This is a genomic window from Staphylococcus pettenkoferi (assembly GCF_002902685.1).
Classification (GTDB): Bacteria; Bacillota; Bacilli; order Staphylococcales; family Staphylococcaceae; genus Staphylococcus; species Staphylococcus pettenkoferi.
In genome coordinates, this window is sequence record NZ_PPRN01000017.1 from 21,849 (window position 1) to 35,373 (window position 13,525).

General features: G+C 37.3%; 12 protein-coding genes and 8 tRNA genes. 14 read left to right on the forward strand and 6 right to left on the reverse strand.

Going from position 1 to position 13,525, the window contains the following annotated elements:
- Positions 1-62 precede the first annotated feature (62 nt).
- From prsA to CD126_RS03315, 4 genes are all read right to left on the reverse strand, one after another.
- The gene (gene prsA, locus CD126_RS03300) at positions 63-1,052 is read right to left on the reverse strand and encodes a peptidylprolyl isomerase PrsA (protein WP_049408172.1); all 990 of its coding nucleotides are present in this window, start codon (positions 1,050-1,052) and stop codon (positions 63-65) included.
- A gap of 235 nt (positions 1,053-1,287) precedes the next feature.
- Positions 1,288-1,845, reverse strand: coding sequence for a DUF3267 domain-containing protein (locus tag CD126_RS03305; protein ID WP_049408170.1), 558 nt, complete (start codon positions 1,843-1,845; stop codon positions 1,288-1,290).
- 259 nt (positions 1,846-2,104) lie between these two features.
- Positions 2,105-2,470: a YtxH domain-containing protein gene (locus CD126_RS03310; RefSeq protein WP_049408168.1), complete on the reverse strand. Its 366-nt coding sequence runs from the start codon at positions 2,468-2,470 to the stop codon at positions 2,105-2,107.
- A 79-nt stretch (positions 2,471-2,549) separates the two neighbouring features.
- Complete coding sequence (locus tag CD126_RS03315; protein WP_103370029.1) at positions 2,550-2,975, reverse strand: HIT family protein; 426 nt, start codon at positions 2,973-2,975, stop codon at positions 2,550-2,552.
- 128 nt (positions 2,976-3,103) lie between these two features.
- On the opposite strand from CD126_RS03315, the gene ecsA reads away from it, so the two are divergent.
- Together ecsA and ecsB are read left to right on the forward strand one after the other, a co-directional pair.
- Positions 3,104-3,841, forward strand: a complete 738-nt coding sequence (gene ecsA / locus CD126_RS03320) for an ABC transporter ATP-binding protein EcsA (RefSeq protein WP_002472705.1) — start codon at positions 3,104-3,106, stop codon at positions 3,839-3,841.
- The gene (gene ecsB, locus CD126_RS03325) at positions 3,838-5,061 is read left to right on the forward strand and encodes an ABC transporter permease EcsB (RefSeq protein WP_103370030.1); all 1,224 of its coding nucleotides are present in this window, start codon (positions 3,838-3,840) and stop codon (positions 5,059-5,061) included. Before ecsA ends, ecsB begins: the two co-directional genes overlap by 4 nt.
- 457 nt (positions 5,062-5,518) lie before the next feature.
- On the opposite strand, the gene CD126_RS03330 is transcribed toward ecsB, so the two are convergent.
- The gene (locus CD126_RS03330) at positions 5,519-6,019 is read right to left on the reverse strand and encodes a signal transduction protein TRAP (RefSeq protein WP_103370031.1); all 501 of its coding nucleotides are present in this window, start codon (positions 6,017-6,019) and stop codon (positions 5,519-5,521) included.
- A 368-nt stretch (positions 6,020-6,387) separates the two neighbouring features.
- Here CD126_RS03330 and hemE point away from each other — a divergent pair, with 368 nt between their 5' ends.
- The 12 genes from hemE (at position 6,388) to CD126_RS03390 (ending at position 11,842) form a co-directional block, all read left to right on the forward strand.
- Positions 6,388-7,422: a uroporphyrinogen decarboxylase gene (hemE, locus tag CD126_RS03335; protein WP_049408161.1), complete on the forward strand. Its 1,035-nt coding sequence runs from the start codon at positions 6,388-6,390 to the stop codon at positions 7,420-7,422.
- Positions 7,423-7,474: 52 nt separating this feature from the next.
- Positions 7,475-8,398: a ferrochelatase gene (gene hemH / locus CD126_RS03340; protein ID WP_103370032.1), complete on the forward strand. Its 924-nt coding sequence runs from the start codon at positions 7,475-7,477 to the stop codon at positions 8,396-8,398.
- Positions 8,399-8,423: 25 nt separating this feature from the next.
- Positions 8,424-9,821, forward strand: coding sequence for a protoporphyrinogen oxidase (gene hemY / locus CD126_RS03345; RefSeq protein WP_169931233.1), 1,398 nt, complete (start codon positions 8,424-8,426; stop codon positions 9,819-9,821).
- Between the two features lie 314 nt (positions 9,822-10,135).
- Complete coding sequence (locus CD126_RS03350) at positions 10,136-10,693, forward strand: RBBP9/YdeN family alpha/beta hydrolase (RefSeq protein WP_049408156.1); 558 nt, start codon at positions 10,136-10,138, stop codon at positions 10,691-10,693.
- Positions 10,694-11,129: 436 nt separating this feature from the next.
- A tRNA-Met gene (locus CD126_RS03355) sits at positions 11,130-11,203 on the forward strand.
- An 8-nt stretch (positions 11,204-11,211) separates the two neighbouring features.
- Positions 11,212-11,287, forward strand: a tRNA-Asp gene (locus tag CD126_RS03360).
- Positions 11,288-11,291: 4 nt separating this feature from the next.
- Positions 11,292-11,364: transfer RNA gene (locus CD126_RS03365), tRNA-Phe, on the forward strand.
- A 16-nt stretch (positions 11,365-11,380) separates the two neighbouring features.
- A tRNA-His gene (locus tag CD126_RS03370) sits at positions 11,381-11,456 on the forward strand.
- 17 nt (positions 11,457-11,473) lie between these two features.
- Positions 11,474-11,547, forward strand: a tRNA-Gly gene (locus CD126_RS03375).
- 11 nt (positions 11,548-11,558) lie between these two features.
- A tRNA-Asn gene (locus CD126_RS03380) sits at positions 11,559-11,633 on the forward strand.
- A gap of 1 nt (position 11,634) precedes the next feature.
- A tRNA-Glu gene (locus CD126_RS03385) sits at positions 11,635-11,706 on the forward strand.
- A 46-nt stretch (positions 11,707-11,752) separates the two neighbouring features.
- A tRNA-Ser gene (locus tag CD126_RS03390) sits at positions 11,753-11,842 on the forward strand.
- Between the two features lie 1,107 nt (positions 11,843-12,949).
- Here the strand turns inward: CD126_RS03390 and CD126_RS03395 are convergent.
- Positions 12,950-13,516, reverse strand: coding sequence for a hypothetical protein (locus CD126_RS03395; RefSeq protein ID WP_103370034.1), 567 nt, complete (start codon positions 13,514-13,516; stop codon positions 12,950-12,952).
- Positions 13,517-13,525 lie beyond the last annotated feature (9 nt).

The following is a 13,525-nucleotide window of genomic DNA, read 5'->3' on the forward strand; positions in this document are numbered from 1 at the left end:
CTCATAATATGAAAAAGCGCAGTTGAACGCTATCATGGTTCAACTGCGCTTTACTATATCGTTTAGCCGCCCATAGACATGCCTTGGCCGCCTTGCATCGCTTGTTGTTGTTCTTGTTGCTGCTGTTGTTGCTTAATTTTTTGCGGATCTAGAATAGAGTCTTCAATTGCTTTCTTAATGTCACGGTCTTTGTAGTCTACTTTATATTTTTTAAGTAAATCTTTGTAAGCATCTGTTAAGAGCTTAGGATTTTTTTGTACTTTTTGTTGGATAATCTTAGATTTGAGTTTACCTTTTTCTTTATCGAAGTCATCTTCTTTATTCGCTTTGATGATGTGGTAACCATAATCCGTCTTCACGACGTCAGAAACTTGTCCTTCTTTAAGCTTGAAGAGCGCTTTTTCAAATTTTTCATCCATTTGACCTTTATAAACGTAACCTAAGCTACCGCCTTTTTTGGCTGTTTGTGTATCTTTAGATTCTTTCTTAGCAATATCTTCGAATTTATCTGGATCTTTATCCACTTGTTTTTGAATATCTTCAGCTTTTTTCTTCGCGTCTTTGTCGGATAATCCTTCTTTATCTTTCTTATCTTCCTTCACTTTGATGAGGATATGTGATGCTTTCTTCGTGTTGTCTTTGATATCTTTGTCAGACACTTTCACTTTATCTTCTAAAAGCTGTTTCTGATAAGCTTGAAGACGTTTTTCTTCTTTATAATCATCGATAGACATATGTTGTTGTTTCAACATACTTTCGAATTGGTCTTTGCCCCCGTATTGTTTTTGTTCTTGTTTCACTTCTTTATCGATATCTTTCGTATCAACTTTATCTTTATATTCCTTATTGAGAAGCTTGTTAAGTAAGATTTGGAACGAACTGTTAGCGATTTGTTCGTCACCAATTTTATGCATCACATCAGCTACTTTGACATTCCCAGCTTTAGATGTAATTAAGGTATTATCTTTAGAATCTGTTGCGTCGTGCCCACAACCTCCGAGTAGAAGGGCACTTGCTGTTAAGGGTATCAGTACTTTTTTAAATGCTTTCATCGTCAAACTCCTTTTGTAAGAATAACATCGCTAATATAACATATTATTATTTAAGCACCAATTGAAACTGAAATCTATTGGACTATAGTATGAAAGTGTTTCAACTCGTAACGTCACTTGTTAGTATCGCAAAGATTTCGGGTTATGCAAAGTAATATCTTAAGGCTACTGTATGTAAAAAGAAGGTGAGACAGCATCGCATGGCTTGCGGCGTCTCACCTTCATCAATTTCTAATTATATATGATATCTACCACCTGTTTTTCTTAAAATATTAATGCCTGTTTGATGTTCTTCAATATAATTGCCTTCATTCGACAAGAGAATCATTTTCAAATATAAAAAGTCTAAAATTGAAAAACCCATGTTCAAAGCTACGATAAACATAAAGTAGTGTCCTAAACTTAAAAAGTGTTTCGTTAAGATAATGCCAAGCGCCGTAATAATGATAAAAGGTAAGATTAAACCTAAAGCAAAATAATATTTATTGACCGGCGTATTCACGTAAACATTGTAAAACGGCAGCGCTTTCTTTTTATTAATCTTATAAATGCGAAAAGATTTATAATACGGTAATAAAAATAATAAATGGAACACTTTGTGTAACGGATAAAGCAAGAGCGCACCGAGTACGAAAAGTAAAAAATAGTGGTCTGTTAAAGGCTCATTCGAATAGTAATGCATAATTTCATAACATATTAAAAATGAAATAATCGTAGTGACGAAACCTAAAAATGCAAGACGTGGTAAACCGAAACGAGCATTGATATCAATTTGTCTCGTACATATAAACATAGGCGTTACTCCTTACTTTAACTTCTGTTCGTTAACTTCGTTGCACTTAATCACTTTAGTATTATCTATTCAAATGACTTATGCGTCAAGTAGGGATTGAGAACAACACAAAAAAGGTAGGGCGAAAGCATCATCTTGACTTCGACCTACCTTGATTAATAGGGCGTGTGTTAAGGTGCATTATAACATTGATATACGCTCATATTATTAAACAAAAGAGCTCCTTCAACTCACGCCAATTATTTAAATGTGAGACGTTTTATTTCTCAAATGTCTTAGAAATTTCTTCGCCTCTATTTTGTAAATTCTCGATATTAGATTGGATACGTTCGATATTTGGATTAATATCAGATTTAAAGTTACCGATAAGTTCTTTCACTTCATCGCCAATAGAACTGCCGAACGCTGTACTTTCAGATTTGATTTGAACTGCATAGTTTTTAATATCGTTAATACTTTGTTTAATCGTATTGATTTCTCTATCAAGTTCAGATTCTGCACCTACAGGTTGTTTCGCTTGTGCATGAGATACAGGTGCATTTTTGCGATTACGATTCATCAATACGACACCTAAACCTGTCGCAATACCAGCGCTCGCACCAAGTAGTAATTGCACTGCTTTCATATTCATTCTCCTCACATTAACAAAGTCTTATATCATACTTATTTATCACTGTACCCGTTTCACAATGGAATAAGCATCGTTAGTCAAATTGCGCACGAATTTGTTCAGCAATTTCTGCTTTTTTATCATCATTCAACTCATCTTCATGCGTTTCCCATTTGTAACCGAAACCGTCCACATCATTCTCATAACGTGGTAAGAAATGGAAATGAAGGTGGAAGACAGATTGATCAGCGAATTCACCGTTATTTTGCACAATATTGAGACCGTCTGGATTAAATGCTTGTTTAATCGCATTTGCCACTTTAGGAAGTGCTTCGCCGATATGTTTCATCGTTTCTGCATCTGTTTCAAAGATGTTTGCAGAAGGTTTCTTAGGCACGAGTAACGTATGCCCCTTAGTGACTTGAGAAATATCTAGAAATGCATACACATAGTCGTTCTCATATACTTTGTGACTAGGGATTTCACCAGCGATAATTTTACTAAAAATTGTTTCAGACATCTTTACCTCACTCCTTGTTATTATCATAATTTCTATTATAGCATTATTCAAATTGACCCGTCATTTCATGCTAGCATCTTTATGATTCTGTGCTACAATTTGGTAGAATACATGTATGGAGGTGCCGTATGACAGTACAAGTTGAACATCTCACAGGTGGTTACGGCAAGAAACCTGTGATTAAAGATCTCAATTTCGAATTGAATGAAGGTGAAATCGTAGGTTTGATAGGACTGAATGGTGCTGGTAAAAGTACAACAATCAAGCACATCTTAGGACTATTGCAACCTACTGAAGGGCAACTCTCAATTTCAGGAACGAATATTCAAGATGACGTTGAAACGTATCGACGTAAACTCTCATACATTCCTGAAGCGCCCGTAATATATGACGAATTAACTTTAGAAGAACATATTTATATGACAGCGATGGCTTATAACATTAGTCGAGAAACTGCGATGAAGAGAGCGCAGCCATTACTTGAAACCTTCCGTCTAGAGAAAGAACTCAAGGTCTTCCCAAGTCATTTCTCTAAAGGGATGAAGCAGAAAGTCATGATTATTTGTGCATTTATCGTAGAACCTGAACTTTATATCATCGACGAGCCGTTCCTGGGACTCGACCCGCTAGGAATTCAATCTATGCTTGATCTCATGGTAGAGAAGAAAGAGGAAGGGCGTACCGTCTTGATGAGTACGCATATTTTAGCGACGGCTGAACGCTATTGTGATCGCTTCATTATTATCGATCAAGGTGAAATTGTAGCAATAGGCAACTTAGATGAGCTCCGTGAACAAACGGGATTAACGGATAAGACATTAGATGAGATTTACATTCACGTGACGCAAGGTGGTACACGCGTATGACGGACCAAGCGCAAACGTTGTTTAGAATGCGTAAAGAGGCTATCGCTAAGGAAAAGCGCTATTACAACAAATTTATCTTTAATGGTCATTTCTCAGTATTTCTTGTTCTTTTACTAGGAGCCTTTATCCTTGGCTACGGTCAATGGTTGCGTGCGATACCTAAAGGAATCAATTATTCGCTCATTACGAGTATCATCTTCGCCTTAACTTCGATGTTTCCGGTACACACGTTGTTGAAAGAAGCGGACAAGTTATTCTTACTACCATTCGAACGACATATGACACGTTATATGCGTTACAGCCTAATTTATAGCTACTTGCAAAGAATTGCCTTACAGATCGTGTTACTCATTGTCTTCTTTCCTTTGTTCTACCAAATCAAAGGTCACACGTACGGATTCTATATTCTGTTTGCCGTCCTTGCTATCGTTGCACCATTCCTCGGTTTAGTGCTGAAATGGCAATGGTTTAAGTATGGTCTTGAGAATTGGTCTGTGCAAGTTGTGTTATTTATTATCTTTACGATGGGATACTATGTCGCACTCGATGTGGGTAAATTCACGAGTGTAGCTATTATAGGTGTGCTCATCGCATTTGCATTCTTTATCTGGTTGGCGAGTCGCAATCATCTTTTTCCTTGGGAACGCATGATTCAAATCGAGCAGCAACACCATACGAATTACTACAAATTCGTCAATATGTTCACAGATGTGAAACATCTTAGTGAATCTGCAGTACGACGTCGTTATTTAGATCCTTTATTATCTGTTCCTAAAGGTTCTAAATTCTCAAGTGAACGCATGTATTTATTCTTATTTACACGTAGCTTTGCGAGAGGGAAAGATGCGTTTAACATCATTCTACGTTTAGTCGTTATCACGGCAGTATTGATGATTTGGCTACACCAACCGATCATTAGCTTAATTATCGGCAGTCTATTTATGTATATTATCTTACTTCAAATGGCACAATTCTATACGCAACAAGCCTATGGTTTGTGGCCGCAAGTTTGGCCAGTGGATGATAGTAAAGTGATTAAAGGTTACCGTCAGTTCCTTTATCGCTTAATGATTGTCGTTGCGGTGATTTTTATCATTATTTATGCGTTCATTGCTATCCAATATATCTTGGCAAGTCTCGTCTTTATATTGGTAGGCTGGCTTACAATCATCAATATTGTTAAAAAGTTAAAATACCAAGAAACGCTATTGCGTGATTGATATAAAGAAGAATAGGAGACTGGGACAAAATTAAAACTAATTAATTTTCAATGTTATAACTCTCGCTTGCTTGGGAGAAGCACAGAAATCTTTGATTTCGTATTGCTTCCCCCGTAAAGAGAGCTAGGGTTCATAAGAGTTGAACCTCTTATGAATCCAGATCTCTACTGCGTAGGACCACACTCAACTAATTCTTTTCGCTCAAAGAGCTCGAAGAATGGATTTTCGTTGTGGTCTAGATCCATCAAGCGTCTCGAGTACACATTGAAAATTTGCCCAAGAATTTATTTTAAGCTTGCTTTTTTATTTATCTCAGAAGTCAATTCACATTTATGTCCCAAGCTCATTTCTTCTAAAATAACTAACAGCCCACAAATGTCTGGTTCATTTGTGGGCTGTTAACTGTATTTTATCGTTTTTTGTAATGATAATCGAAAACTTTTACATATCCATCTACTTATTCTTCGATAGGGAAGAGGTAACGTTCAAAGTAACTTGAATGTTGACCTGAAAAACCGAAGAACTGACTTAATGCAGATTTAGCGAAGTTATCTTGGAACGTTGCGGATTGTTTGAAATCTTCATAGTCTCTGCGTGAATTAAATCCAAAGTAGATTTTATACGTCATGCCTTTTTCTGGTTTTAAGAAACGGTAACTTCTGAAACCAGCAAATTGGCTGAAATCAGGTGAAATATTTTTTAATTTATTCTCAAGTTGATATGCATGATCTTCGGATGTTGGTATAAATAATACTGAGAAGAATTGATCTTCATCGAGTTCACCTGCTGCATTCACAACATCGTAGACGATAGGTTGTTTGAGCACAGTCTTACCATCTGTCTCCTCAAAGATTACTGAAGAGTCAGGTGCAGAGAACTGTAAGAGTGGATGTTCCGGATGTTTAACTCGAATTTGATTCAAATAACCATAAGTACCGTATGTCGCATATAATTTCATAGCGATTACCCCCTTGAGCTGTCTTTATTTCTATGATTGTTCACGAGTGATTCACCATTCAATTGAAGCATATGATGTTCACCTTACATTTATTCATAACTTAAATATCTAAGTGTTAAACATTTTTCTAACGTTTCATACACGTTCTTACCCTCATTTTAATAGTAAAATGTCATTTAACGTGCTAACGCTAGCGTCAAGATATGTTATGATAATGATTGTTTAATAATATAACATAAACGTTGCGACAATGCTTTTCTAAACGTAAGCTGTATGTCTTTTTTGTGACATTTAAGCAGTTTAAAATACCGCCGAAAAGTCAATGTGGTAATATAGATAAGAATGATTATAAAGTAGGAGGAAGCGCGGTGTCTAATAAGAACAATACTATTCTAGATATGATTCAAGGCAAACCTGTTTCTCATACACCTGTATGGTTTATGAGACAAGCAGGTCGTTCACAGCCAGAATATCGACGCTTAAAAGAGAAATATTCACTCTTCGAAATCACGCATCAACCTGAATTATGTGCGTATGTAACGCATCTACCAGTAGATAACTATGGGACTGATGCAGCAGTACTATACAAAGATATCATGACACCGTTAAAGCCTATAGGTGTAGACGTAGAAATCAAATCAGGCGTTGGGCCTGTAATTTCAAATCCAATTCAGTCTATTCAAGATGTGGAGAAATTAGGACAAATCGATCCTAAACGTGATGTACCTTACGTCTTAGATACAATTAAATTATTAACTGAAGAGAAATTAGATGTGCCACTCATCGGTTTTACAGGCGCGCCATTTACTTTAGCAAGCTACATGATTGAAGGTGGTCCGTCTAAGAACTATCATTTTACGAAAGCAATGATGTACCGCGATGAAGCAACATGGTTTGCGTTGATGGATCATCTCGTAGACATGTCTATTGCTTATGTCAGTGCACAAATTGAAGCAGGTGCAGAACTCATCCAAGTATTTGATTCTTGGGTAGGGGCACTAAACGTGAGTGACTATCGCCGCTATATCAAGCCTGCGATGCAGAAACTTATTTCCGGTATTAAAGCTCAACATGATGTGCCTATCATCTTGTTTGGTGTCGGTGCCAGCCATCTTGCTCAAGAATGGAATGACCTCCCGATTGATGTGCTCGGTTTAGACTGGCGTTTATCAATTCAAGAAGCTAAGCAGTTAGGTCTTAATAAAACGCTACAAGGTAATTTAGATCCTTCGTTATTATTAGCGCCATGGGATGTCATCGAAGAAAATATCAAGCAGATTATTGATCAAGGTCGAGATTATGGCCAACACATCTTCAACCTTGGACACGGCGTCTTCCCACAAGTTCAACCTGAAACGTTGAAGAAAGTGACACAATTCGTACATGAGTATTCACGTCGCTAGGTAAAACGCATTTTACACAAAGAAAAAGTTAAGTAGAAAAGGATGGTCACGTATGACTCGAACTGTAGGTTTACTCGTAATGGCATATGGAACGCCATACAAAGAAAGCGATATTGAACCATATTACACTGACATTCGTCACGGTAAGAAACCTTCAGAAGAAGAGGTTCAAGATTTAAAAGATCGTTACGAATTTATCGGAGGGCTTTCACCGCTCGCACATACGACAGACAAGCAAGCTGAAGCTTTAAGAGATGCATTGAATGAGGCATATGAGGATACGACGTTTAAGTTATACATCGGTTTGAAACACATCCATCCTTATATTGAAGATGCCGTCGAAGCGATGCATCATGATGGTATTGAAGAAGCGGTAACGGTTGTATTAGCGCCTCATTACTCATCATTCTCAGTAGGTTCTTATGATAAAAGGGCTGAAGAAGAAGCTGAGAAATATGGCATCAAATTGACACATGTGAAGCATTACTTCAAACAACCTAAATTCATTCAATATTGGACAGAAAAAGTGAATGAAACATTGGAAGAAATTCCAAAAGATGAACATGACAACACTGTGCTTGTGGTCTCTGCACATAGTTTACCAAAAGGCATGATTGAACGTAACAATGATCCATATCCTCGAGAATTGCATGAAACAGCGGAATTGATGCAAGCACATTCTAATATCATTCATGTTGCAGAAGGATGGCAGTCAGAAGGTAACACAGGCACACCATGGCTTGGGCCTGACGTGCAAGATTTAACGAGAACACTTTATCAAGAACACGGCTACCAACATTTTATCTATACACCCGTTGGTTTCGTCTGTGAACATCTCGAAGTACTCTATGACAACGACCATGAGTGTAAAGTCGTATGTGACGAACTCGGAGTCAATTATTACAGACCTCAAATGCCGAACACGGATCCACTGTTTATCGGAGCTATTGTGGATGAGGTACAATCAATCTACTAAGCAAGTAAAGGAAGCGTGAATTCAATTGGCAAGACAGATAGCAATTATTGGTGCAGGAATCACTGGTCTATCGAGTGCATATTATATTAAGAAACAGCATCCAGATGTAGACGTGACAATCTACGAAGCTACAGGACGTCCTGGCGGTAAGATTAAGACTTATCGTAAAGATGGTTATACGATTGAACTAGGGCCAGAATCTTATTTAGGACGTAAGCGTATCATGACAGATGTTGCGGAAGATATCGGATTAGGTGACCAACTTGAGACGAATCGCACAGGACAATCTTATATTTATGCGAAGAACAAGTTATATCCTATCCCTGGTGGCTCTATAATGGGTATTCCAACTGACGTGAAGCCGTTTCTTAAGACGCGCTTGATTTCCTTTAAAGGTAAGTTACGTGCAGGTTTAGACTTGTTTAAAAAGCCTATCAAGATGACGGACGATATTTCAGTTGGCGACTTCTTTAGAGAACGTTTGGGTGACGAAGTGCTCGTGAACTTAATTGAACCTTTAATGGGTGGTATTTACGGTACAGATATAGACAAATTGAGTCTGATGAGTACGTTCCCACAATTCAAGCAGCGAGAAGAAGAATATGGCAGTTTGATTAAAGGCATGAAACACGAGAAACAAGAACGTCAACGTAAGAAACAACTTTATCCAGGTGCCCCAAGCGGTCAATTTCGTCAATTTAAAAATGGTTTAAGCTCATTTATTGAATATCTCGAAGATTATTTAATTAATAAGCTGAATGTTGAAATTAAATATAATACACCGATTGAAGATATTATCGTTTCTCAAACTAATTATGATTTAGTCATTGATGGGGAAGAAGTGGAATATGATGGTGTAGTTGTCACAACACCGCATCAAACATTTATGAAATGGTTTGAGCACGATCCTGCTTTCGACTATTTCAAGACGATGGATTCTACATCAGTTGCAACAGTAGTCTTGGCCTTTGATGCGTCTAACATCGAGAACACTTATGATGGCACAGGTTTCGTTATTTCAAGAACGAGTGATACGCGTATTACAGCTTGTACATGGACGAGCAAGAAATGGCCTTTTACCACGCCAGAAGGTAAGGTGTTACTACGTGCCTATGTAGGTAGACCAGGCGACACGATTGTTCAAGATTATACAGATGAGGAAATTGTGCGCATGGTGACTGAAGACTTAAGCAATATGATGGTCTTCAAAGGTAACCCTGACTTTAGTATCGTTAATCGTATGCCTAAGAGTATGCCACAGTACCATGTAGGGCATATTAAAGCGATTCATGAGATTCAAGATCACATCCAACAGACGTATCCACGCTTGCGTATTACAGGTGCACCATTTGAGGCTGTGGGCTTGCCAGACTGTGTGAAACAGGCGAAAGAAGCAGTAGAAAGTCTGATGGAAGATTTCTAGATTTGTGTAGCAGTGGGCGAATTTGTAAAGAATCGAGACAAGTTCGACTGCTTTATTGGTCAAATTGATAATGAATTAGGTTGAGTTTAGCGCTCGGCTGACATTGCATGGTTTAATTATTTACCGTTCCATAATTTAAGATTATGGGGCGGTTTTGTTTTTTTCTTTTAAAAGTGGAGGAAACGCGCTCGTGAGGATTTTTGTTTATCTTCGGGCAGGGGTAAGTCCGCTCATGAGTTACGAGTGAAAGTATGTTAAAATGAACACAAATTAAGAACGTAAGATGAATTCGTAAAAGTAAGGGAGCAAGTTATATGACAGATGTAATTATCGTGCATTCAAAATATGGTGATTCGACAAATCATTGGTACGAATGGCTCAGCAATAACTTACAACTTGAAGGATATCACGTCACATTATTTAATTTACCGGTAGAAGATAATGATGCAATTGCACATTGGGTAGAAGAAATGAATGAACAAATACATATTCGTAAATATGAAACATATTTCGTTACACATGGCTTTGGTACAATCGCTAGTTTAAAATATCTTGAGCAATCTGATGTTGAACACATTGAAGGATTCTTCAGTATTTCAGGATTTAAGGAAGATGCGAAAGATATTGATGAAAATATTAACTTAGATGGCATTTCTATTGATTACGAAGCTGTGAAGAAGAAAGTCGATCGTTTCTATGGTTTATGTTCTAAAGATGATCACCACGTCTCTTATAAAGAAACAGAACGTCTTATGAAAGCGTTGAATGGTCGCTGTAAAGTCACTGACAGAGGCGGACACTTCCTTGAAGATAATGGCTTTACGACGTTCACAAAGCTTCAGAACCGCATGCAAGGTATTATGAGTGATTGATTAAGAGGAGGGCGTGGGGCTCTCCTTTTTTAGTACAGTAGAGTGGACGGCTATGACGAGCACGAGAGTCTAAACTAAGCATGAGGTGTGCGATTCTTATTTTTGTAAAGTAGGGTAGGAGGGTAGATTAACGGAAGAGTCAATTCTAGTTTGAAAATGAGGATGGATCGAAATATGAGGTAGGCTTTCAAGAAATTTTTTGAGACCATTTAAACACTTTACGTATAGTTATGGATGATGTAGTGCTTTTTTACAATAATTTCTTAGTGCAATGCATTGACTTTCTTTGTGAAAGTTTATATACTGTAAAAGTCTTGTTAATGAGGCACCCAAATGTGAGTGCTTTATTAAAGAACTTGTAAAACTAATGTAAATTAGTTGTTGACTTACCTTGAATTAGATGATATATTAGAAAGGTAGTCTTAAATAGTATTAGCGCGGGATGGAGCAGTTCGGTAGCTCGTCGGGCTCATAACCCGAAGGTCGGTGGTTCAAATCCGCCTCCCGCAATAACCAATGGTCCCGTAGTGTAGCGGTTAACACGCCTGCCTGTCACGCAGGAGATCGCGGGTTCGATTCCCGTCGGGACCGCCATTATGGTTCAGTAGCTCAGTTGGTAGAGCAATGGATTGAAGCTCCATGTGTCGGCAGTTCGACTCTGTCCTGAACCATTTCTATCGTTGCTTGGCGGTTGTGGCGAAGTGGTTAACGCATCGGATTGTGGTTCCGACATTCGTGGGTTCGATTCCCATCAACCGCCCCATAATCGTTCACAATTAGGCGGGTGTAGTTTAATGGCAAAACCTCAGCCTTCCAAGCTGATGTTGTGGGTTCGATTCCCATCACCCGCTCCATTTATTATTAATCCACAGTAGCTCAGTGGTAGAGCTATCGGCTGTTAACCGATCGGTCGTAGGTTCGAATCCTACCTGTGGAGCCATGGCCCCGTGGTCAAGCGGTTAAGACACTGCCCTTTCACGGCAGTAACACGGGTTCGAGTCCCGTCGGGGTCATACTTAAACAGAAGTGGCAATCGCTTCTGTTTTTTTAATATCATATGGAGAGTTGTCCGAGTTGGCCGAAGGAGCACGCCTGGAAAGTGTGTAGGCGTTACCATGCGTCTCGAGGGTTCGAATCCCTCACTCTCCGCTAGGGCGCTAGAAAAGTTTAAAATACTTTTCTAGCTATTTTTCTAATTTCAGCTACAAACCCCGTAGTGACGGGCTTTATCTAGCTTTCAATGTTCAGTGACAAAAAGCATGTTTCAAATAGTTTTACATAGTTTTAAAAGAAAATAGGCACAATGTGTCTATAAAACTACTCTGTAAACTCAATTTAGGCACAAATTTTACGTGCCATAGACACATGAATGGTAGGTTGAATTGGATGTATATTTTTAACGGTTGGTGTTTAAAATCACGAGTCGTTATTTTTTTGTTTACATCAAAAATTATACAAATGTCTCTTCAATAGTAAGTACCTGGCATTTGGTATTAGATACACTCAAATGGATAGAAAGTGTTGAAATTTTAAGAATACCTGCTATAATAAAGTACAACGAAATGAAGTAAGTCATATGAGTAAACCCCAGCGACCGCCATCGCTGGGATTTTGATAATTGTTTGTGTTCAATTGTTAACACATTAAGGACATCTCATAATTATGGGACCGACGATATTTGTCATAATATAGTATAAAAGATTTACATTTAGCGGTTAATGATGAAAATCATTAGCTGCTATTTTTCTTGCACGATGCATTGTTATTTTAAGCTCAACATTCCTAAGTTTACAATTTTATAAGTGGTGTCTAAATTAAGGCACTTTCTAAGTGTATGATTAATTTCGTTCAAAGCATAATCAAATTCTTCTTGAGTTACTTCAGCAAAGTTCTTCTTTTAAAGAAGAATTCCTTAAGTAAGCCTTTAAAATTTCCATTAGTACCTTATTATCACGTAGAATAAGAATCAGCTAAGTAAATATGATTATTGAACTTAAATTCAACATCTTTACACCACGAGAATTCTTTAACACAGTCTACATCTATCGTCTTTACAAAGCTTTCTAATAATGTGTTGATAAGTAAATGCATCGATTCTTTCATAGCTCAAGACGAATGGGTAAAGATAAGGTAGTAAAAGTAAAAGCGAGCTTTTCTTTCTAAGAAATTGTTATTACTATGCTAACTTTCTCCTCTACTTTAGCAGATTACCTTTTACAAAATAGTGAAATTTAAAAATAAATACATTTAAAGATATTAATTATCTGGCGAGACTTCATCTAGTATTTCATCTTGTCTTTTCTCCATTCTTTCAAATTCCTCATCGCTTACTCCTTCTCTATTCATTTTATCCGATAAATCGAAGTACTCTTTTTCTAATTTGTCTTCTTTAGCTTTTTGTTCTTCTTTCCAGTCTTGTTGATCTTTAATCCAACTTTCATGTGCTCTTTGTTCTTCAGGAGTACGATAAACACCGTTACCTTCATAGTCATATTTTTCTTGATTTAGGTTTTTTTCCACGTTCTCATTCGAAGTTGTTTGTTGTGACTGGTTTTGACTATTATTAGTTTGTTGGTATCCACTGTTTTTTTCTTGTTGATTTTCTTTGTTTTCATTGTTTTGTTTTACTTTATCATTATTCGATTTTGTATCTTGTTTCTGTTTGTTCTTCTTTTTGTTTTTAGATTTTTTATCTGATTTGTTATCTGTAGAGTTTTTATTTGATTTTTGATTTGTATCGGTTTTGCTTACTTGACCACATGCCGATAATAATAGTGCAGATGCCAGGGTTACTGTTCCTAATAATTGAATTATTTTTTTCATAATAAAACT

Excerpts from the sequence above, each read along its gene's own strand:
- prsA (WP_049408172.1), bottom strand. The coding sequence starts at position 1,052 with ATGAAAGCATTTAAAAAAGTACTGATACCCTTAACAGCAAGTGCCCTT.
- CD126_RS03305 (WP_049408170.1), bottom strand. The coding sequence starts at position 1,845 with ATGTTTATATGTACGAGACAAATTGATATCAATGCTCGTTTCGGTTTA.
- CD126_RS03310 (WP_049408168.1), bottom strand. The coding sequence starts at position 2,470 with ATGAAAGCAGTGCAATTACTACTTGGTGCGAGCGCTGGTATTGCGACA.
- CD126_RS03315 (WP_103370029.1), bottom strand. The coding sequence starts at position 2,975 with ATGTCTGAAACAATTTTTAGTAAAATTATCGCTGGTGAAATCCCTAGT.
- ecsA (WP_002472705.1), top strand. The coding sequence starts at position 3,104 with ATGACAGTACAAGTTGAACATCTCACAGGTGGTTACGGCAAGAAACCT.
- ecsB (WP_103370030.1), top strand. The coding sequence starts at position 3,838 with ATGACGGACCAAGCGCAAACGTTGTTTAGAATGCGTAAAGAGGCTATC.
- CD126_RS03330 (WP_103370031.1), bottom strand. The coding sequence starts at position 6,019 with ATGAAATTATATGCGACATACGGTACTTATGGTTATTTGAATCAAATT.
- hemH (WP_103370032.1), top strand. The coding sequence starts at position 7,475 with ATGACTCGAACTGTAGGTTTACTCGTAATGGCATATGGAACGCCATAC.
- CD126_RS03350 (WP_049408156.1), top strand. The coding sequence starts at position 10,136 with ATGACAGATGTAATTATCGTGCATTCAAAATATGGTGATTCGACAAAT.
- CD126_RS03395 (WP_103370034.1), bottom strand. The coding sequence starts at position 13,516 with ATGAAAAAAATAATTCAATTATTAGGAACAGTAACCCTGGCATCTGCA.